Source organism: Pantoea sp. X-Soil-YNGN-844 (assembly GCF_059730595.1).
In genome coordinates this window covers 715474-735821 of the sequence record NZ_AP036007.1, presented here as the reverse complement: position 1 = coordinate 735821, position 20348 = coordinate 715474, and the positions used below count along the sequence as shown (strand labels likewise).

18 protein-coding genes are annotated in these 20348 nt (G+C 55.7%); 1 reads left to right on the top strand and 17 read right to left on the bottom strand.

The genetic code is table 11. The features are described 5' to 3' along the window. Positions 1–22 precede the first annotated feature (22 nt). From ftsA to ilvI, 17 genes are all read right to left on the bottom strand, one after another. Positions 23–1279: a cell division protein FtsA gene (ftsA, locus tag AC6I8C_RS03195; protein WP_010253890.1), complete on the bottom strand. Its 1257-nt coding sequence runs from the start codon at positions 1277–1279 to the stop codon at positions 23–25. Beyond that, positions 1276–2115: a cell division protein FtsQ gene (ftsQ, locus tag AC6I8C_RS03190; protein WP_013356768.1), complete on the bottom strand. Its 840-nt coding sequence runs from the start codon at positions 2113–2115 to the stop codon at positions 1276–1278. Before ftsQ ends, ftsA begins: the two co-directional genes overlap by 4 nt. A gap of 1 nt (position 2116) precedes the next feature. After that, positions 2117–3037, bottom strand: a complete 921-nt coding sequence (locus AC6I8C_RS03185) for a D-alanine--D-alanine ligase (RefSeq protein WP_497821595.1) — start codon at positions 3035–3037, stop codon at positions 2117–2119. After that, positions 3027–4505: a UDP-N-acetylmuramate--L-alanine ligase gene (gene murC, locus AC6I8C_RS03180; protein ID WP_497821594.1), complete on the bottom strand. Its 1479-nt coding sequence runs from the start codon at positions 4503–4505 to the stop codon at positions 3027–3029. Before murC ends, AC6I8C_RS03185 begins: the two co-directional genes overlap by 11 nt. Before the next feature lie 70 nt (positions 4506–4575). Next, positions 4576–5634, bottom strand: a complete 1059-nt coding sequence (gene murG, locus AC6I8C_RS03175; protein WP_313679765.1) for an undecaprenyldiphospho-muramoylpentapeptide beta-N-acetylglucosaminyltransferase — start codon at positions 5632–5634, stop codon at positions 4576–4578. Then, positions 5631–6845 (bottom strand): cell division protein FtsW, encoded by a 1215-nt coding sequence (gene ftsW, locus AC6I8C_RS03170; RefSeq protein WP_003854750.1) that lies wholly within the window; start codon positions 6843–6845, stop codon positions 5631–5633. The genes murG and ftsW overlap by 4 nt, the downstream gene beginning before the upstream one ends. After that, entirely contained in the window at positions 6845–8161 is a 1317-nt protein-coding gene (murD, locus tag AC6I8C_RS03165) for a UDP-N-acetylmuramoyl-L-alanine--D-glutamate ligase (RefSeq protein ID WP_497821593.1), read from the bottom strand. The genes ftsW and murD overlap by 1 nt, the downstream gene beginning before the upstream one ends. Positions 8162–8163: 2 nt before the next feature. Then, positions 8164–9246: a phospho-N-acetylmuramoyl-pentapeptide-transferase gene (gene mraY, locus AC6I8C_RS03160; protein ID WP_013356763.1), complete on the bottom strand. Its 1083-nt coding sequence runs from the start codon at positions 9244–9246 to the stop codon at positions 8164–8166. Continuing rightward, positions 9240–10598: a UDP-N-acetylmuramoyl-tripeptide--D-alanyl-D-alanine ligase gene (gene murF / locus AC6I8C_RS03155; protein ID WP_497821592.1), complete on the bottom strand. Its 1359-nt coding sequence runs from the start codon at positions 10596–10598 to the stop codon at positions 9240–9242. The genes mraY and murF overlap by 7 nt, the downstream gene beginning before the upstream one ends. Beyond that, the gene (murE, locus tag AC6I8C_RS03150; protein ID WP_497821591.1) at positions 10595–12082 is read right to left on the bottom strand and encodes a UDP-N-acetylmuramoyl-L-alanyl-D-glutamate--2,6-diaminopimelate ligase; all 1488 of its coding nucleotides are present in this window, start codon (positions 12080–12082) and stop codon (positions 10595–10597) included. The genes murF and murE overlap by 4 nt, the downstream gene beginning before the upstream one ends. After that, positions 12069–13838, bottom strand: coding sequence for a peptidoglycan glycosyltransferase FtsI (locus tag AC6I8C_RS03145; RefSeq protein ID WP_013356760.1), 1770 nt, complete (start codon positions 13836–13838; stop codon positions 12069–12071). The genes murE and AC6I8C_RS03145 overlap by 14 nt, the downstream gene beginning before the upstream one ends. Positions 13839–13854: 16 nt before the next feature. Beyond that, positions 13855–14175: a cell division protein FtsL gene (ftsL, locus tag AC6I8C_RS03140; RefSeq protein WP_003854764.1), complete on the bottom strand. Its 321-nt coding sequence runs from the start codon at positions 14173–14175 to the stop codon at positions 13855–13857. Further along, positions 14172–15113 (bottom strand): 16S rRNA (cytosine(1402)-N(4))-methyltransferase RsmH, encoded by a 942-nt coding sequence (gene rsmH, locus AC6I8C_RS03135; RefSeq protein WP_013356759.1) that lies wholly within the window; start codon positions 15111–15113, stop codon positions 14172–14174. The genes ftsL and rsmH overlap by 4 nt, the downstream gene beginning before the upstream one ends. A 2-nt stretch (positions 15114–15115) precedes the next feature. After that, positions 15116–15574: a division/cell wall cluster transcriptional repressor MraZ gene (gene mraZ, locus AC6I8C_RS03130; RefSeq protein WP_009092149.1), complete on the bottom strand. Its 459-nt coding sequence runs from the start codon at positions 15572–15574 to the stop codon at positions 15116–15118. Between the two features lie 494 nt (positions 15575–16068). Beyond that, positions 16069–17079, bottom strand: coding sequence for a catabolite repressor/activator (gene cra / locus AC6I8C_RS03125; RefSeq protein ID WP_013356758.1), 1011 nt, complete (start codon positions 17077–17079; stop codon positions 16069–16071). A 196-nt stretch (positions 17080–17275) separates the two neighbouring features. Further along, entirely contained in the window at positions 17276–17767 is a 492-nt protein-coding gene (ilvN, locus tag AC6I8C_RS03120; RefSeq protein WP_009092152.1) for an acetolactate synthase small subunit, read from the bottom strand. Positions 17768–17769: 2 nt separating this feature from the next. Next, a complete protein-coding gene (gene ilvI, locus AC6I8C_RS03115; RefSeq protein WP_497821590.1) occupies positions 17770–19494 on the bottom strand; it encodes an acetolactate synthase 3 large subunit in 1725 nt (574 codons plus the stop codon). A gap of 730 nt (positions 19495–20224) precedes the next feature. Here ilvI and leuL point away from each other — a divergent pair. Continuing rightward, on the top strand, positions 20225–20308 hold the full coding sequence (gene leuL / locus AC6I8C_RS03110) for a leu operon leader peptide (RefSeq protein WP_099257765.1): 84 nt from the start codon (positions 20225–20227) through the stop codon (positions 20306–20308). Positions 20309–20348: the final 40 nt, after the last annotated feature.

The following is a 20348-nucleotide window of genomic DNA, read 5'->3' as shown; positions in this document are numbered from 1 at the left end:
GCATGATCCCCTTTCACAAAAATTAAAACTCTTTTTTTAACCAACTGTTAATACGCTTGAACCAGTTACCTACTGAAACCCGTTTTTCGGTCTCTGCATCACCGTTCATGTGCGACTCTTTGCCGTAATGCAACAGTCCCACGGCGGTGGAGTAGTACGATTCCTGCGCATAGTCAGTCAGGCCGGTAATATTCAGCGGCTGTCCGATACGCACCTGCGTATGGAATACGCGTTGCGCACAGGCCGCCAGTCCTTCGATTTGCGCTGCACCACCGGTCAGGACAATGCCTGCGGCCAGATGATGCTTCACGCCCTGCTGACGCAGTTGTTCCTGTAACTGCAGAATCTCGTCATTGACCAGATTCAAAAGTTCGGTATAACGCGGCTCAATCACTTCCGCCAGCGTCTGACGTTGCAGGCTGCGCGGTGGACGTCCGCCTACGCTCGGCACTTCAACGTTCTCATCTTTGCCGACAATCGAGCCCAGCGCACAGCCATGGCGCACTTTAATCGCCTCAGCATCCGTTGGTGGTGTACCAAACGCATAGGCGATATCGCTGGTGACGACGTTGCCTGCATACGGAATCACCTTAGTGTGCCGTAAAGCGCCGCCGGTATATACGGCTATGTCCATTGTACCGCCACCAATATCGACAACACAGACGCCCAGCTCACGTTCATCTTCAGTCAGAACCGCAAAACTGGAGGCGAGGCCGGCAAAAATCAGCTGATCCACTTTCAGTCCGCAACGCTCAACGGCTTTAACGATGTTCTTCGCCATATCGTTGTGGCAGGTGATCAGGTGCACTTTTGCCTGCATGCGCACGCCGGACAGCCCGACCGGATTCTTAATCCCTTCCTGATAATCGATGGCGTATTCCTGAGGAATTACATGCAGGATGCGGTGCTCGTCACGTACTCTCACCGATTTGGCGGTATGTACAACGTTCTCTACATCATCCTGAGTCACTTCCTCTTCCGAAATCGGAACCATCCCGATTTCGTTCTGACAACTGATATGTTTGCCCGATAAAGCAAGGTAGACGGAGGAGATCTGGCAATCTGCCATCAGCTCAGCCTGATCGATGGCGCGCTGAACGCATTTCACCACCGACTCAAGGTCGTTTACGCCACCTTTATCCATACCGCGGGAAGGGCAGCTGCCCACCCCAATAATGTTGACCATACCATCGGGCAGAACTTCCCCAACCAGGGCGGCAACCTTTGCAGTGCCGATTTCGAGTCCAACTACCAGTTTTCTGTCCGTTGCCTTGATCATTGTTGTTTAGCCTGTGCCTGGTTCTGTTGCTGATTACTGTCCTGTGGCTCCATCACGACCGGTGTCCAGCCAACAGAAGCGCCAGAGTCGTATCGCAAATCCACGTAGCTGATACGTTTGCTCTCGTTCTGACCTTGCTGTTGCAGCACCGGGTAGAGCTCAATAAAGCGATTCAGTCGTTTCATGGTGTCGCTGCGGCCCAGTTCGATACGTACATCATCGCTGGTGACCAGCTGCCATGAACGACGGGCCGTCATCGACGCCACCTTCAGGGTAAACTTCCGGGCTTTCAGCACATCATCCATGCTGTGATAGCCCGCCAGGACCTCTTTCTCACTCCCTTCTGGCCCATACAACATCGGCATTGTTTCTTTGCCGGCATGACTGGCGGGTACGCTGAAGGAGACACCTTCAGCATCCACCATATGCAAATCGTTCCAGCGCGCCACCGGCGTGTACTCCACCAGATGGATCTTCAGTTCGTCTGGCCACTGCTTACGGACGCTGACCTGCTTAATCCACGGCAGCCGCTCAATCTGCTGCTGCAGGATATCCACATCCTGAGACATAAACGTGCCAGGCGGACCCAGCGACAGAATCGCCTGGCGGATATCGTCGTGGGTGGTGTAGTGCGTCTGTCCTGTCACCACCAGTTTTGACAGCGGCAGCCGGGACGCATCGTTCATCCACTTCAGCACTACCAGCCCGCCGGCAACCATAATCCCGATAACCATCAGCAGAAAAACAATGCCGAACAGTCGGGCTCCGTTACTGCGCCCAGTGCGAATACGCTCCTGCGGTTCACGGTTTCGAACTCTCATCGCCGCCTGTGACATATCAGTCGGCCAGCTCCAGAATATGGGCAACCAGCTGCGGGAAACTCATGCCCGCCTGTTTCGCTGCCATAGGAACCAGACTGTGGCTGGTCATGCCCGGAGAGGTATTGGCTTCCAGTAGCTGGAAATTCCCTGCCCCATCCGTCATCACATCAACCCGTCCCCAGCCACGACAGCCCAGTGCACGCCAGGCCGCCAGCACCAGCTGTTGTAATTCAGCTTCGCGCTCAGCGCTTAAATCGGCCGGACAGACGTACTGAGTATCGTCAGAAATGTATTTAGCTTCATAGTCATAGAACTCACTGGCGCTCTTTATTTCAATTGAAGGCAGAATACGATCGCCCACAATCGCGACGGTATACTCCGCGCCGCTGAGAAACGCCTCGACCAGTACGTCATTGTCGTGCTTAAACGCCATTTCCAGTGCGGCAGGCAGCGCGCTCAGATCGTTAACCCGGCTGATACCCACGCTCGAGCCTTCACAGGCTGGCTTAACAAACAGTGGCAGACCCAGCGCCGCAATTGCTGCGTTGCTCTCTGCATCCAGCCCGGCATCAAACTGCTGGCGCGTCAGCCAGACAAACTTTCCTGACGGTAATCCGCGACCCTGCCACAGCAGTTTGGTGCGCAGCTTATCCATGGTCACAGCCGATGCCATTACGCCGCTGCCGGTGTAAGGCAGTTGCAGAAACTCCAGCACTGCCTGCATCGTGCCATCTTCTCCGCCCCGGCCATGCAGCGCGATAAAGGCTTTGGTAAAACCCTGCTCTTTCAGCGTCAGCACCGACACATCACGGGTATCGACGCCATGCGCATCGATGCCCATTTCACGCAGTCCGGCGACGACGGCCTGACCCGAGTTCAGCGAAACCTCACGCTCTGCTGAGGTGCCGCCCATTAATACAGCAACTTTATCCGCCATGACGATCCTCCGCTTTGCGTTCCGGCTGGAGCTTAGTCTCCGCCAGCTTGCGAGCAACCTTGCCGACGTTACCGGCACCCTGCACCAGGATCAGGTCATTGCCTGACAGCAGTGGTGCCAGCATTTCCGGCAGCGCGTCATGTTCCGGCACCAGAATCGGATCAACCTTGCCCCGGTTACGAATGGCACGGCACAGCGAACGGCTGTCGGCACCCGGAATCGCGGTTTCACCGGCGGAGTACACATCCAGCATCAGTAACACATCGACATGCGACAGCACGTTGGCGAAATCATCAAACAAATCGCGGGTACGGCTGTAACGGTGCGGCTGAAACACCATCACCAGTTTTTTATCCGGCCAGCCTGCGCGCGCGGCTTTAATCGTCGCGTCCACTTCAGTGGGATGATGGCCGTAATCATCCACCAGCATCGCAGTGCCCGGCTGACCGTTCACCGGCTCTGTCAGGAATTCACCCAGCAGATCAAAGCGACGGCCGGTGCCCTGGAAACTTTCCAGCGCAGCCAGGATGGCATTGTCTTCAATGCCCTCTTCACTGGCGACGGCGACCGCAGCGGCCGCGTTCAGGGCGTTGTGGCGACCCGGCGCATTCAGCGTAATCTGCAGCGGCGCTTTGTCCTGACGGATCAGGGTAAAATGCCCCTGCGCGCCACTCTGCTCATAGTTTTCAATGCGCAGATCTGCATCGTCACTGAAACCGTAGGTGGTGATATGACGGCCCACGCGCGGGATCAGGTCACGGATAACCACATCGTCCACACACATCACCGCACGACCGTAAAACGGCAGGTTGTGCAGGAAGTTAATAAACGTCTGCTTCAGGTTCTCAAAATCGCCCTGATAGGTGTCCATATGGTCAGCTTCGATGTTGGTCACAATGGCCACCATCGGCTGCAGATGCAGGAACGACGCATCGCTCTCATCCGCTTCGGCAATCAGATAGCGGCTATGACCCAGACGAGCATGGGTACCTGCTGCTTTAACCAGTCCGCCGTTAACGAAAGTCGGATCAAGACCGGCTTCCGCATAAATACTCGACACCATCGCCGTGGTGGTCGTTTTGCCATGCGTACCCGCAACGGCGATGCCGTGACGGAAACGCATCAGTTCAGCCAGCATCTCCGCGCGACGGATGACCGGGATACGCTGTTCACGAGCTGCTACCAGTTCCGGGTTATCCTGCGATACGGCGCTGGAGACCACAACGACGCTGGCATCGGTCACGTTTTCGGGGCGATGGTTAAAATAAATGGTGGCGCCCAGGGCGATCAGGTTCTGCGTCACCGGGTTAGGGGCCAGATCTGAACCGCTGATATGGTAGCCTTCATTTGCTAACACTTCGGCAATACCGCCCATGCCAGCACCACCGATGCCGACAAAGTGGATGTGCCGGACGCGACGCATCTCGGGCACGATAGAACGCAGTTTTGCCAATTGTTGTGTATTCATCGCTCTCAGTTACCTGCTATTTCAGTTTGTACCCACTTCGGGTACAGGTCAGACACGCTGACCGGAATGATTACTTTGCGGCGCGAGCCACTTCCTGAGCGACCCGTCCAGTCGCATCGGGGATCGCCACCTGACGGGCCTGCTCAGCCATCGTCAGCAGTGTTGCGCGGTCCCAGTGGCGTAGCAAATCCGCTACAGCCTCCGCAGTAAATTGCGGCTGCTCAAAAATTCTGGCGGCGCCCGCTTTCTCCAGCGGCAACGCGTTCCAGTACTGCTGGCGATCTTTGTGCTGAAACGGCACGAAAATCGCCGGTAAACCAGCGGCAGCGACTTCGCTCACGGTTAATGCGCCGGAGCGACATACCACCACATCAGCCCAGGCGTAGGCGGCAGCCATGTCATCAATAAACTCAGTGACCTTATGCTGCGTCTGTCCCACCTGCTGATACGCTTTTTCTGTTTCGGGCTGTGCCCCTTTACCGGTCTGATGCCACAGGGTGATCTCATCACCCACCAACGCCGCAACCTGCGGCAGCGTCTGGTTCAGAATCCGCGCCCCCTGACTGCCGCCAATCACCAGCACCCGAATCGGGCCATGACGATCCGCCAGACGTTGCGCGGGCAGAGGCAGAGCCAGAACATCGGTACGAACCGGATTCCCCACCACATCGGCGGCGGGAAACGCGCCCGGAAACGCCTGCAGTACTTTGGTAGCGATTTTCGCCAGCCATTTGTTAGTCAGCCCGGCGATCCCGTTCTGCTCATGCAGCACCACCGGAATTCCGCAGGACCAGGCCGCTAAGCCGCCTGGTCCTGAAACGTAGCCGCCCATGCCCAGCACAACATCCGGCTGCCAGGCTTTCATAATGCGACGCGCCTGACGCCATGCATTAAAGATGCGCAGCGGTGCCAGCAGCAGTGCTTTCATGCCTTTTCCGCGTAATCCGCTGATACGGATGAAGTCGATGTCGATGCCGTGCTTTGGCACCAGATCGGCTTCCATACGGTCGGCGGTGCCTAACCAGCGAACCTGCCAGCCCTGTTCCATCAGATGATGGGCGACAGCCAGACCGGGAAAGACATGTCCGCCGGTTCCGCCTGCCATCACCATCAATCGCTTACCGCTCATCGACCACCTCGGGTAAACGCCTGCGCTTTCGCCAGGCGCGTTTCATAATCTATGCGTAATAAAAAGACGATGGCGGTCGACATAATGATCAGACTCGACCCACCGTAACTGATCAGCGGTAAGGTCAGGCCTTTGGTCGGTAACATACCGGCGGCAGCCCCGACGTTAACCAGCGCCTGGAAGCTGAACCAGACACCGATTGAACAGGCTAAAAAGCCGGAAAAACGCTGATCCAGTTCCAGAGCACGACGGCCAATCGACATCGCACGAAAAGCGACGAAGAATACCATTAAAAGTGCCAGTACCACACCGACATAGCCGAGTTCTTCCCCGATGATGGCGAAAATAAAGTCGGTATGCGCTTCTGGCAGATATTCCAGCTTTTGCACCGAGTTACCGAGTCCCTGCCCCCAGAATTCTCCGCGACCAAAGGCCATCAGAGACTGCGTCAGCTGGTAGCCACTACCAAACGGATCTTCCCACGGGTTCCAGAACGAGGTCACACGGCGCATACGATAAGGTTCTGCAATGATCAGCAGGATCACCGCAAAAATGCCGGAGCCGATGATGGCCATGAACTGCCACAGCTTGGCACCGGCCAGGAACAGCATCGCCAGCGTGGTGACAAACAGCACCACCACCGTACCCAGGTCCGGCTGCGCCAGCAGTAATACCGCCAGCACGACCATCACGCCCATCGGCTTACAGAAGCCCCAGAAGTTGTTGCGCACCTCTTCCACTTTGCGCACCAGGTAGCTGGCGAGATAGCAGAACAGGGAAAGCTTCGACAGCTCCGCTGGCTGGATACGCAGCGGACCCAGCGCAATCCAGCGCGAGGCACCGTTAACTGAGCTGCCGACGACCAGAACAATCAGCAGCATCGCCACCGTGACCATCAGCATCACGTTGCTGTAGCGCTGCCAGAAATCCATCGGCACCCGCAGCGTGACCAGTGCCATACCTAAAGCCAGCACGATGTAGAACGCATCACGTTTGGCGAAGTAAAAGAGATCGTCATTCAGACGCTGACCTACTGGCATAGACGCCGACGTCACCATCACAAAACCAATTACCGCCAGGCCCAGCGTCAGCCATAACAGTGTGCGGTCATAGAGCACCAGCGATGAATCATCACTTTCGCGTGCGCCCATGACCCAATCTTTCAGGCGTCCTGAGAAGTAACCCGCCAGTCCGGCACCAGGAATACGCATCAGCTCAGCTCCTTCGCCAGTTGCGCGAACTGCTCACCGCGCTGCTCAAAGTTACGGAACTGGTCAAGGCTGGCGCAGGCCGGCGACAGCAGAACCATATCGCCTGCTTTGACCTGCGGCGCGATCTGCTCCATCGCCTGACGCATCGTCTCCGTGCGTACGGCGATGTCAGGACGCAGCGCCGCCAGCGCATCGCCGTCGCGGCCAAAACAGTAGATACGCACATTGTCGCCCTGCAGCCACGGGATCAGCGGTGTAAAATCGGCTGACTTACCATCACCGCCCATCAGCAGCCACAGCGTTCCCTCTACCTGCAGGCCATTCAGCGCCGCTTCGGTGCTGCCGACGTTGGTCGCTTTGGAGTCATTAATCCAGCGCACGCCCTGATGCTCATGGACCAGCTGGAAGCGATGCGCCAGACCGTTAAATTGCGTTAAAGCCGCCAGGCTGGAGGCGCGTGGCAGACCGACCGCATCGGCCAGCGCCAGCGCAGCCAGCGCGTTGGTGTAGTTATGCTGTCCCACCATCTTCATTTCAGCGGTGTTCAGGACTTTCTCGCCTTTCACCCGCAGCCAGATACTGCCCTGCTGCTTGTTAAGGTGGTAGTCACCGAAATCGACACCAAAGCTGACACAGCGCTTATCCGCACCACGTACCGGCATCGTCAGCGCATCATCGGCGTTAACGATGCAGATCTGCGCATTCTCATAGACCCGCAGCTTGGCAGCACGATACTGCTGCATACCCAGCGGATAGCGGTCCATATGATCTTCGGTGACGTTAAGCACGGTTGCCGCAGCCGCTTTCAGACTGTGGGTGGTCTCAAGCTGGAAGCTGGAGAGTTCCAGTACATAAAGCTGGGCCGGTGATTGCAGCAGACTCAGCGCGGGCAGACCAATATTGCCGCCGACGCCCACCTGCCAGCCTGCGGCTTTCGCCATCTCACCTACCAGCGTGGTCACGGTGCTTTTGCCGTTGGAACCGGTAATTGCCACGATGGGAGCCTGCGCCTCGCGGCAGAACAGCTCAATGTCACCGACGATTTCAATTCCGGCTTCTACCGCTTCGCTGAGAATCGGATGCGCCAGCGCGACGCCAGGGCTGGCAACAATCAGATCGGCCGCCAGTAACCAGTCACCGTTAATGCCGCCCAGATGGCGTTCAACCTGCCCGGGCAATTTATCCAGCCCCGGCGGCGAGACACGGGTGTCCATCACGCGAGGCGTGACGCCCTGCGCTAAAAAGAAATCAACACAGGAGAGCCCGGTAAGGCCCAGTCCGATGATGACGACTTTTCTACCCCGATAGTCAGCCATGATTAACGCACCTTCAGCGTGGCCAGGCCAATCAGCACCAGCATTAGCGAAATAATCCAGAAGCGCACGATGACGCGCGGTTCCGGCCAGCCCTTAAGTTCATAGTGGTGATGGATCGGCGCCATGCGGAAAATACGCTGGCCGCGCAACTTGAACGATCCCACTTGCAGGATTACCGACAGCGTTTCAACCACAAATACGCCGCCCATGATCACCAGTAAAAATTCCTGACGCAGTAACACCGCGATGGTGCCCAGCGCGCCGCCTAAAGCCAGCGAGCCGACGTCACCCATAAAGACCTGAGCCGGATAGGTGTTGAACCACAGGAAGCCCAGCCCTGCCCCGACGATGGCGGTACAGACAATCACCAGCTCACCAGCGTGACGCAGATAGGGAATATGAAGGTATTCAGCAAACTTCACGTTACCGGTTGCCCAGGCAACCAGCGCAAAGCCCGCGGCAACGAAGACGGTTGGCATAATCGCCAGCCCATCCAGGCCATCAGTCAGATTGACCGCGTTACCCGTTCCGACAATCACAAAGTAGGCCAGCAGCACATAAAACAGGCCAAGCTGCGGCATGATGTCTTTGAAAAACGGCACGACCAGTTGAGTCGCAGGGGTATCTTTGCCCGCCGCATAAAGTCCGAACGCCACACCCAGCGAAATCACCGACATCCAGAAATATTTCCAGCGGGCGATCAGGCCTTTCGTGTCTTTACGCACCACTTTGCGGTAGTCATCGACAAAGCCGATGATGCCAAAGCCGACTAACACGAACAGCACGCACCAGACATAGGGGTTCGACGGATAGGCCCACATCAGCACCGAAATGGTGATGGAGGTCAGAATCATGATGCCGCCCATGGTAGGCGTTCCGCGCTTACTGAAGTGCGATTCCGGACCGTCGTTACGGACGACCTGGCCAATCTGTAATTTCTGCAGCCAGGCGATGAGGCGCGGCCCCATCCAGAGCGAGATAAATAACGCGGTCAGCAGGCTGACAATGGCGCGAAACGTCAGATAGGAAAAGACGTTGAAGCCCGAATAAAAAGCGACCAGATGCTCGGCCAGCCAAACTAACATGTTCCTTTCTCCTTTAAGCTCTGTACTACCTGCTCCATGGCGGCACTACGTGAACCTTTTATCAGAACGGTAATTTCTGAGTGTTGGGACAACAATTCTCGCAAACGTTCAGTCAGCGCCGTCTTATCGCTGAAATGTTCACCAACTCCACTGCTTTCACTGATGAATTGACTGAATTTTCCACAGGTCAGTACGCGGTTAAGGCCTGCTTCGCGTGCCGCTTCGCCAATTTCGCGGTGGCATTTTTCAGTCTCCTCACCCAGTTCCGCCATATCACCCGCGACCAGCACCTGGTAACCTGGCATCTCTGACAGGACCTGGACGGCGGCGGTCATCGATCCGACGTTAGCGTTGTAGCTATCATCCAGCAGCAGCTGATGCGCAGAGAGACGTACCGGGAACAGACGACCCGGCACCGACTGCAAATTTTTCAGTCCCTGCTGAACGGCGCTAAGCGGCGCATCCACCGACAGGGCCAGTGCCGCCGCCGCCAGAGCGTTAGCGATGTTATGACGACCCGGCAACGGCAGTACGATCTCAGCCGTGCCACGCGGTGTGTTCATCACAAAATGGGTGCCATCCTGCGCAATGCGGATATCACTGGCGGAGAAGTCACACTCTGTTGCCTGCGGCGAGAAGCGCCACACGGTTTTGTCCTGCAGCGTGGTCTGCCAGTTTGGCCAGTCGTTGCTCTCCGCGTTGAGAATGGCAATGCCGTGAGCCGGTAAGCCCTGAAAGATCTCACCTTTCGCTTTAGCAACACCCGCCAGCGAACCAAAGCCTTCCAGATGGGCCGCGGCCAGATTATTCACCAGCGCGCTTTCTGGTTTAACAAGGTCAGTGGTGTAGGCGATTTCGCCCTGATGATTAGCCCCCAGCTCGATAACCGCGTACTGATGTTCTGCGGTCAGGCGGAGCAGGGTCATCGGCACGCCATAATCGTTGTTGAGATTGCCTGCGGTGTAGAGCGTTTCGCCGCACTGACGCAGAATCGCTGCGGTCATCTCCTTAACCGAGGTTTTGCCGGAGGAGCCGGTCAGCGCCACGACGCGGGCGGTCGACTGCTGACGAACCCAGGCACCCAGTCGTCCAAAGGCGATACGGGTATCTTCAACCACCACCTGAGGCACAGCGACAGGTAAATGCTTACTCACCAGCAGCGCCTGTGCGCCATTCGCAATGGCCTCTCCGACGAAGTCGTGTGCATCGAAGCGTTCGCCCACCAGCGCGACAAACAGGCTACCCGCCATCACTTTGCGGGTATCGGTGGTCACATCATTCAGGGTTAAATCGCTGCCGTGCAGCGTGCCGCCGGTAATTTCCGCCAGCGTCTTTAATGAAACCGGAATCATGCTGCGCCTCCCAGCAGTGCCGCTACCGTGGCACGATCGGAGTAGTCGAGACGACGGTTGCCGATGATCTGATAATCTTCATGGCCTTTGCCCGCCACCAGCACGATATCGTCAGGCTGTGCCTGCATAATGGCGTTAGTGACCGCTTGCGCACGACCCGATACCACGCGGGCGCGGCCCGGATCCAGCAAACCGGTCAGAATGTCTTTTACTATCGCCTGCGGATCTTCGCTGCGCGGATTGTCGTCGGTAATCACCACCACATCCGCAAATTGTTCAGCAATCGCCCCCATTAACGGGCGCTTGCCTTTGTCACGGTCGCCGCCGCAGCCAAACAGGCACCAGAGTTTTCCTTTGCAATGCAGACGTGCCGCTTCCAGCGCTTTTTCCAGCGCATCCGGCGTGTGGGCATAATCCACCACGACCGTCGGTTTTCCTGCAGCGCAGAACACTTCCATACGCCCGTTTACGGGCTGTAACTGTGGTGCAACGCTTACCAGCGTCGCCAGTGGGTAATCCAGTGACAGCAGGGTCGCCAGCGCCAGCAGCAGATTGCTGACGTTGAACGCGCCCATCAGCGGGCTATCAATTTCACCGTTGCCCCAGCTGGAGCTGAAACGGATATGAGCCCCGTTGTCGTGATACTCCACCGCATCGGCTTTCAGCCAGCGGCCATGGCAGCCCGGTTGAAGGTTATCTTCCATGGTGACGGCAACCGCATCAGGTAAGCGCGCCAGCCAGCGACGGCCGACTTCATCATCAGCGTTAAGAATCGCCTGTCCGACCTGATGCTCAGAAAACAGCAGCCATTTAGCCGACTCATAGCTCGGCATGTCACCGTGGTAATCGAGGTGATCGCGGCTGAGATTGGTGAAGACCGCCGCGGCAAACGGCAGCGCCGCAACGCGATGCTGCACCAGACCGTGTGACGAGACTTCCATCGCGGTCAGGGTCGCCCCTTTTTCAGCGAGCTCGTGCAGCATATGCTGAACGTCCACTGCTGAACCGGTAGTATTTTCTGCAGCGACTAAGTGCCCCACCAGCCCGTTGCCGACGGTGCCCATCACCGCGCTGGTCTCACCCAGCAGCGTCGCCCACTGCGCCAGCAGCTGGGTGGTCGTGGTTTTACCGTTGGTTCCTGTGACGCCAATCAGCGTCTGCTTCTCGCCCGGCTGCTGATAAAAACGTCCTGCTAAAGCCGACAGTCGCTGATGCAGCTGTGCCAGATAGATAACCGGTACGCCGTGCATTTCACGGATTTCGCCGTCAGTCGCTTCACCTTCAGCTTCAGCCACCACGGCGGCTACGCCCTGCGCAATCGCCTGCGGAATGAACCGGCGGCCATCAACCTGATGGCCTGCAACAGCGACAAACAGATCGCCAGACGCCGCCATGCGGCTATCCAGGGTCATGTCGTGCAGTGGGCGCGCCGGCGCGCCTGGCACCCAGGGGCCGAGTAAGTCGCGCAGGTTACGATCTGTCACTTGATTCCTCACTTCTGTTAGTCACCAACTCATTCCTGTCATTGGTCGTCGGTAATGCGTCCGGCTCGATGTTCATGGTGCGCAGTACGCCGCCCATGATGGCACCAAACACCGGTGCAGAAACCGCACCGCCGTAATACTTGCCGGCCTGGGGATCGTTGATCACCACCACCAGCGCAAATCGGGGATGACTGGCAGGCGCAACGCCTGCGGTATAGGCAATGTATTTATTGACGTAGCGTCCGTCCGGCCCGACTTTTTTCGCCGTGCCGGTTTTTATCGCGATGCGATAACCCTTGATTGCCGCTTTAACGCCACCGCCACCGGGCAGCGCCACGCTTTCCATCATGTGCATCACGGTTTTCACCAGTGACTCATCGAAAACGCGTTGTCCCGCGACGGGCGGATCCACTTTGGTAATCGACAGCGGACGATTAATGCCATAGCTGCCAATCGTTGCGTAGACTCGCGCTAACTGTAACGGCGTTACCATTAGCCCATAGCCGAAAGAGAAGGTGGCCCTCTCTATGTCAGACCACCGTTGTTTTTTAGGGTATAAGCCACTGCTTTCCCCGACCAGCCCCAAATTGGTCGGTTTGCCCAGTCCAAAGCGCGCGTAAGTTTCTACCAGCGCTGAGGAAGGCATCGCTAACGCCAGACGTGAAACACCGACGTTACTCGACTTCTGTAAAACCCCTGTCAGGGTCAATTCGTTGTAGCGCGCCACATCTTTGATCTCATGACCATTGACGCGGTACGGCACGGTATTCAGGACGCTGTTCTCTCTGACCACGCCGCGCTGCAGCGCGGTCATCACCACCATCGGCTTTACGGTAGAACCCGGCTCGAAGATGTCGGTAATCGCGCGGTTACGCATCAGATCTTTTGGCGTATTGGTGAGATTATTCGGGTTGTAAGCCGGACTGTTGGCCATCGCCAGCACTTCACCGGTGTTCACATCCACCAGCACCGCCGTACCCGATTCCGCTTTGTTAAAAGCAACGGCGTTATTCAGTTCACGGTAAACCAGCGCCTGTAAGCGTTCATCAATGCTCAGGGTCAGGTTATGGGCGGCGCGGCTGTCCACAGAGGAGATATCTTCGATGACGCGACCATAACGGTCTTTGCGCACCGTCCGCTCGCCTGGCGCACCGGTCAGCCATTTATCAAAGCTCTTCTCAATGCCTTCGATGCCCTGCCCGTCGATATTGGTAAAGCCAATAAGATGAGAGGTGACCTGCCCGGCAGGATAGTAACGACGCGATTCTTCGCGCAGATGAATACCGGGAAGTTTGAGTTTTTTGACGTATTCACCGATGGCCGGATTAACCTGGCGCGCCAGATAGACAAAGCGGCCTTTAGGGTTGGCATTGACGCGGGCCGCCAGCTGATCAAGCGGAATAGAGAGCGCATCGGACAGTGCTTTCCAGCGGCTGTCGAGCGTTACACCACCACCGGCATGCAGCTCTTTTGGATCAGCCCAGATGGCATTAACCGGTACACTGACAGCCAGTGGGCGGCCAGCGCGATCGCTGATCATCCCGCGCGAAGTCGGCACTGCCTGAACACGCAGCGAGCGCAAATCGCCCTCTTTCACCAGCTTGCCGGGATTAATGACCTGCAGCCAGGCCACACGCGACAGCAAGCCACCCAGCGCCAGTAAAATACAGCCGCACAGCAACGCAAAACGCCAGCTTACAAAGCTGGCTTTATCTTCCGGTTTCTTTAACTTCAGCGTTCTGCCTGTGCCGCTCATTCGCTATCTGAAATCCTTATTTCTGCACCACGATATTTTCTTGTGAAGGATCAACGTGCTGCAGCTGCAGCTTCTCGGTGGCGATGCGTTCAACACGACTGTGATCGCCCAGCGCATTCTCTTCCAGAATCAGGTTGCGCCACTCGATATCCAGCGCATCCCGCTCCAGCACCAGCTGTTCGCGCTGCGCGGTCAGCAGTCGTGTTTTATGGGTGGTGGTGACCACCAGCACGGCAGACACCACCACAGCGATCAGCAACAGCACCGGAATCTTGCCTTTTCGCAGCAAATCCCCGCCGATGACGGCGGGCAGACTGTGGCGCTCATTACCGATCATGCGTCGGTTTTCTCCGCGATACGTAATACCGAACTGCGCGCACGTGGATTCTCAGAGACTTCAGCATCACCCGGTGACATCTTGCCAAGCAGCTTCAGCTCACGCCCGCCCAGCGCTCGCAGCTGATGTTCAGTCATCGGTATCCCGGCTGGCACCTGTGGCCCGCGACTCTGATCGCGCATAAAGCGCTTCACCAGCCGATCTTCCAGTGAATGGAAGCTGATAACCGAGAGGCGCCCCTGTGGTGCCAGCACCTCAACCGCCCCTTTAAGAGCGATATCGATCTCTTCCAGTTCGCTGTTAATCCAGATACGAATGGCCTGGAAGCTGCGTGTAGCCGGATGCTTAAACTTATCTTTCACCGGCATGGCGACAGAGATGACTTCAGCCAGCTCCCGGGTGCGAGTCATCGGCTGTTCACGATTGCGCTCGACAATGGCCCGGGCAATACGTTTAGAGAATCGCTCTTCACCGTAGGTTTTCAGGACGAAAGCGATATCTGCTTCTTCCGCGTGCAGTAACCATTCTGCGGCGGAGTGACCGCGCGAAGGGTCCATGCGCATATCCAGCGGTCCGTCACGCATAAAGGAGAAGCCGCGTTCGGCGTCATCCAGCTGCGGTGATGAAACACCCAGGTCGAGTAAAATGCCGTCAATTTTTCCGACTAAATCCCGTTCAGCGACATACTCTGCCAGCGCGGAAAAAGGGCCATGAATAATTGAAAAACGCGGGTCGGTGATCTCAGCGGCAGCGGCGATAGCTTGCGGATCGCGATCGATGGCGATCAGCCTTCCCTTCTCTCCCAGTTGCGAAAGAATCAGGCGTGAATGGCCACCACGGCCAAAAGTGCCGTCGATGTAAATACCGTCTTCCCTGATATTGAGGCCGTTAACCGCCTCATCCAACAGTACGGTGGTATGTTTGAAATTTTCCTGCATAGCTATAGCGACAAGTCCTGCAACCGCTCAGATAAAGGCTCCTGAGCCGACTGTTCTGCGTCAATATCGTCCCTGACTTGTTGATACCAGGTCTGTTCATCCCACAGCTCAAACTTGTTGAACTGTCCAACCAGCATCACTTCTTTGGTTAATTTTGCGTGCTGCCGAAGCGTATTTGCCAGCAGCAGGCGGCCTGCATTGTCCATCTGACATTCACTGGCATGTCCCAGCAGCAAACGCTGCACGCGGCGCTCAAGTGGATTCATGCTGGAAAGGCGTGCCAGCTTTTTTTCAATGATTTCCCATTCGGGCAGGGTATAAAGCAACAGGCATGGCTGGTGGAGGTCGATGGTACAGACCATCTGCCCCTGAGATTCCCCAATCAGCAAATCGCGATATCGCGTGGGTACGGCGAGCCGCCCTTTGCTGTCGAGATTGACTAACGTTGCTCCGCGGAACATGCCAGTCTCTCCTCCTGGTCACCCATTTACGCCACTTTATCCCACTTTTTACCACGAAACGAGTTTAAGGATCCCATGAAATCCTTGTCAAGCCGGAGCGGTAGTTGAATATCACTCTTTACAGAGTGCAAAATTAATCTCTGGCGACGATATAAACGAATAAAAAGGGAAAGTAAAAATTAAGCCAATGAATACCCGAATAAAAATAAGGACCCGCGAAAAAACGACTAAAAATGAAACAACATGAGGCGCTGAATATTTATCGTAGTTTCTGAGACAGCGGCGGCATTTTAGGGGATTTCCGAAAGGAAGCACAGCAGCTTCAGGCGAGACGGGGCAGGAAGTTTGTTGAAGTTGTAAGCAGATAATAAAAATAAGCCTGTCGACTTTGTTAGATTTGATGAGCAGAATTTACCCTTTTTTACGTCGACCTGTTTATTTAATCAGTACATCACGGAAATAAAATGGGCGGGCAGCATAATACTGCCCGTTACTCATTTAACTTTTCTGCTTAATTGTCCGCGACGGTATAAATTACGACGAATGCGGGTTAAACCCGGTTTCGGTTTTCTGGGTTCATCCAGCGAGGCTAAAACTAATTCCAGTACACGCTCTGCCACGTCACGATGACGCTGACCCACCGCCAGTACCGGACACTCAAGAAAGTCCAGTAATTCGTGGTCGCCAAAGGTAGCAATAGCCAGCTCGGTCGGCAGCCTTCCGTCACGTTTCAGCGTCACATCCATGACACCCTGCAGCAGACCAAATGAGGTGGTAAACAGCGCCTCCGGCATCGGGTGATCTTCAAGGTATTTTTCAAACAGCGCGGCAGCGGCGGTGCGTTCGAAGCTGTTGCAATAGATATAGTCAATCGGACGAGGATCGTCTTTCCAGGCATCGCGGAACCCCATCTCCCGCAGGAAACTTACTGAGAGCTCAGGTAACGCGCCAAGGAACAGCACATTTTTAACCTCAAGCTGACGCAGTTCAGCGGCCAGCGTCTGTGCATCATCCTGATCGGCACCCACTACGCTGGTAAAATGTTCACGATCCAGCGCGCGGTCTAACGCGATAATCGGCAGGGGATCGTTGATCCAGCGCTGATAAAAGGGATGCTCTGGCGGTAATGAGGTAGAGACGATAATCGCATCGACCTGCCGCTGTAACAGATGTTCAATGCAGCGCATCTCGTTATCAGGCTGGTCTTCAGAGCAGGCGATCAGCAGCTGATAGCCGCGCTGACGCGCCTGGCGCTCCAGATAGTTCGCAATACGGGTATAGCTGGTATTTTCCAGATCGGGAATCACTAACCCAATGGAGCGCGTTCGCCCGGCGCGTAGCCCGGCAGCCACCGCATTAGGGTGATAATTATGCTCACGTACCACCGCCATGACTTTCTCAACGGTTTTGTCGCTGACACGATACTGCCGCGCTTTGCCATTGATCACATAACTGGCCGTGGTGCGCGACACGCCTGCCAAACGCGCAATTTCATCCAGTTTCACGATAACCCCACCATCAAATCCGCTTTAACGGCAAAAATAGCCGCAGTTAAGCTATGGATAACTTATGACTATCATCTAACAGCAGAAAAGTGCGCGGAGCAACCGCTTTTCTGAATGTAACCCGCCTGGCGCATAAAAAATAAAAAAACCCGGCATTTCGCCGGGTTAGGTGAGGATTGATGATGACGGAGCGTAATTAACGCATGATGCGATCGCCGCGCGAAACGCCCACGATCCCGGAGCGTGCCACTTCAACAATTTCGGCAACCTCGCGAACGCTATTCAGGAAGGCGTCCAGTTTGTCACTGGTGCCTGCCAGCTGAACCGTGTACAGCGTCGGCGTCACGTCAATGATCTGACCACGGAAGATCTCGGCGTTTCGTTTCACCTCTTCACGGCCATAACCGCTGGCCTGAATCTTCACCAGCATGATTTCACGTTCAACATAGGCGCCCTGCCCCAGTTCGGTAACGCGCAGCACATCCACCAGCTTGTGCAGCTGCTTTTCAATCTGCTCCAGCACCTTCTGATCGCCCACCGTCTGAATGGTCATCCGCGACAGCGTCGGATCGTCGGTCGGTGCAACGGTCAGGCTTTCAATGTTGTAGCCACGCTGTGAAAACAGACCGACGACACGGGATAATGCGCCGGATTCGTTCTCCAGCAGAACTGATAAAATGCGACGCATAATTATGTCCTCTCCGTTTTGCTTAACCACATCTCATCCATGCTGCCACCGCGAATCTGCATCGGGTAAACGTGCTCGCTACCGTCAACGGTGACATCCACAAACACCAGACGTCCTTTCGCCAGCGTTTCCAGCGCCAGCGTCAGTTTCTCTTCCAGCTCAGCCGGATGTTCAATCGCGATGCCGACATGACCGTAGGCTTCCGCCAGACGCACGAAATCAGGCAGCGACTCCATATAAGACTGGGAGTGACGACCGGAATAGATCATATCCTGCCACTGCTTCACCATGCCCAGCACCCGGTTATTCAGGTTCAGCACCAGCACCGGCAGATCGTACTGCAGTGCGGTAGAGAGCTCCTGAATGTTCATCTGGATACTGCCATCGCCCGTTACGCAGATGACAGTCTCTTCCGGCAGCGCCATCTTCACGCCCAGCGCTGCAGGCAGACCAAAGCCCATGGTGCCCAGACCGCCGGAGTTGATCCAGCGGCGCGGTTTGTCGAAAGGATAATAGAGCGCCGCAAACATCTGATGCTGGCCCACATCCGACGTGACGTACGCATCGCCTTTGGTCAGACGACTGATGGTTTCAATCACGGCCTGCGGCTTAATTTTGTCGCTGGTGCGATCAAATTCCAGGCAGTGACGACTGCGCCAGCCTTCGATCGCCTGCCACCAGTCGTGCAGGCTCTCAGTACGCGATGGCGTGTCGCTTTGCGCCAGCAACTCCAGCATCTGCTGCAGTACCTGTTTCGCATCGCCCACAATCGGAATATCCGCCGCAACCGTTTTGGAAATAGAGGTAGGGTCGATATCGATGTGCATCACCGTGGCGTCAGGACAATATTTCGCCAGGTTATTGGTGGTGCGATCATCGAAGCGAACGCCGATACCAAAAATCAGGTCGGTATTGTGCATCGTCATGTTGGCTTCGTACGTGCCGTGCATACCGAGCATGCCGACGCACTGACGGTGGGTACCCGGAAACGCGCCCAAGCCCATCAGCGAAGTTGTCACCGGAATATTCAGGCTTTCGGCCAGCTGTAACAGTTCCGCTTCGCAGCCTGCGGTGATGGCCCCGCCACCCGCGTAAATCACCGGCTTCTTCGCGGCCAGCAAGGTGGTCAGCGCGCGCTTAATCTGCCCTTTGTGACCCTGAATGGTCGGGTTGTAGGAGCGCATGCTTACCGAATCCGGCCAGTGATAAGGCAGTTTATTAGCCGGGTTCAGAATATCTTTTGGCAGGTCGATCACCACCGGTCCCGGACGTCCGCTGGCGGCCAGCCAGAACGCCTTTTTCAGTACGGTTGGGATCTCTTCGGTGCTTTTCACCAGGAAGCTGTGCTTCACCACCGGACGAGAGATGCCGACCATGTCGCACTCCTGAAAAGCATCATAGCCAATCAGCGACGAGGGAACCTGACCCGACAGGATCACCAGCGGAATCGAATCCATATAGGCGGTAGCAATACCGGTAATCGCATTGGTTGCACCGGGTCCCGAGGTAACCAGCACCACGCCAACTTCACCAGTAGCACGCGCCAAACCGTCAGCCATATGCACCGCGCCCTGCTCATGGCGCACCAGAATGTGATCGATACCCCCGACGGTTTGCAGCGCATCATAGATATCTAAGACTGCGCCACCCGGATAACCGAATACCTGCTTAACGCCCTGATCGATTAACGAACGGACGACCATTTCGGCTCCTGACAACATCTCCATCTTCTGCCTCCAGGCTTGAGGACCCGGCCCGGTTACTACGCCCGTTGGTGCGTAACACGTTGCCCTGGTGCCTGCTTTGCCAATCAAAATCTTATGTTTATGCACGACAGCGAAAACATGAGCCGCTGTCCGGTTACAGAGAAATCTGTTGAGTTCATTGTTCTGAGAGTAGGTCAATTACCATAACCGCAGTTAACCGGGCAGGCAAACCGCAAACCCGCGTAAATTAAAAGGCCGGGACGTAAAGGCTCTGCCTGATAAGAATTGGCTGCGCGGATTAAACTAATTACGTCGCAGAACCGCAGACGAAAATGCTAAGTAAGAAATTATTTTCAGCGTGATATAAGAAATAACGAAAACTTATTACCGCCTGCAATAGCCCACAATCGCCTGACGCTTTTCTTTTCTGGCGTAATTAACCAGTAAATCACACAAGCGCATTCGATTATGCTAAACGACAGGTGATAAATCCTGTGGTACTGCTGGGCTGAAAACCCATAAAATTATTAATTTTCAATAGAATAAATCTTTAAACAGCCCATAAAAGGCAGCCTTCCGGGGCTGATTGCTTACGCAGTGACTGACGCGCTGTTCATTACGCTGCCTGACCGTTAAATAACAGAATATCTTCCTTCATCGTCCCGGATAATACCCCTGCATTGAAGGTTGACATCCCTGAGCGATTCCAGTACCAATATGTACAGCACAACATTTTATAAGGTTTGAATCCATGTTTCGTTCTGTTCGCCTTCTCGGTCTACTACTAAACGCACTCAGCTTGCGCGGTAGACTTGTGGGCGGAATCAAACACTGATTCAAACCTGCTGAAAGTTAAAAACCCGCGCCTGTCGCGG

What these genes read in the sequence shown, in the direction of transcription:
- ftsA (WP_010253890.1), bottom strand. Translation starts at nt 1,279, where the DNA reads ATGATCAAGGCAACGGACAGAAAACTGGTAGTTGGACTCGAAATCGGC.
- ftsQ (WP_013356768.1), bottom strand. Translation starts at nt 2,115, where the DNA reads ATGTCACAGGCGGCGATGAGAGTTCGAAACCGTGAACCGCAGGAGCGT.
- AC6I8C_RS03185 (WP_497821595.1), bottom strand. Translation starts at nt 3,037, where the DNA reads ATGGCGGATAAAGTTGCTGTATTAATGGGCGGCACCTCAGCAGAGCGT.
- murC (WP_497821594.1), bottom strand. Translation starts at nt 4,505, where the DNA reads ATGAATACACAACAATTGGCAAAACTGCGTTCTATCGTGCCCGAGATG.
- murG (WP_313679765.1), bottom strand. Translation starts at nt 5,634, where the DNA reads ATGAGCGGTAAGCGATTGATGGTGATGGCAGGCGGAACCGGCGGACAT.
- ftsW (WP_003854750.1), bottom strand. Translation starts at nt 6,845, where the DNA reads ATGCGTATTCCTGGTGCCGGACTGGCGGGTTACTTCTCAGGACGCCTG.
- murD (WP_497821593.1), bottom strand. Translation starts at nt 8,161, where the DNA reads ATGGCTGACTATCGGGGTAGAAAAGTCGTCATCATCGGACTGGGCCTT.
- mraY (WP_013356763.1), bottom strand. Translation starts at nt 9,246, where the DNA reads ATGTTAGTTTGGCTGGCCGAGCATCTGGTCGCTTTTTATTCGGGCTTC.
- murF (WP_497821592.1), bottom strand. Translation starts at nt 10,598, where the DNA reads ATGATTCCGGTTTCATTAAAGACGCTGGCGGAAATTACCGGCGGCACG.
- AC6I8C_RS03145 (WP_013356760.1), bottom strand. Translation starts at nt 13,838, where the DNA reads ATGAGCGGCACAGGCAGAACGCTGAAGTTAAAGAAACCGGAAGATAAA.
- ftsL (WP_003854764.1), bottom strand. Translation starts at nt 14,175, where the DNA reads ATGATCGGTAATGAGCGCCACAGTCTGCCCGCCGTCATCGGCGGGGAT.
- rsmH (WP_013356759.1), bottom strand. Translation starts at nt 15,113, where the DNA reads ATGCAGGAAAATTTCAAACATACCACCGTACTGTTGGATGAGGCGGTT.
- mraZ (WP_009092149.1), bottom strand. Translation starts at nt 15,574, where the DNA reads ATGTTCCGCGGAGCAACGTTAGTCAATCTCGACAGCAAAGGGCGGCTC.
- ilvN (WP_009092152.1), bottom strand. Translation starts at nt 17,767, where the DNA reads ATGCGTCGCATTTTATCAGTTCTGCTGGAGAACGAATCCGGCGCATTA.
- ilvI (WP_497821590.1), bottom strand. Translation starts at nt 19,494, where the DNA reads ATGGAGATGTTGTCAGGAGCCGAAATGGTCGTCCGTTCGTTAATCGAT.
- leuL (WP_099257765.1), top strand. Translation starts at nt 20,225, where the DNA reads ATGTTTCGTTCTGTTCGCCTTCTCGGTCTACTACTAAACGCACTCAGC.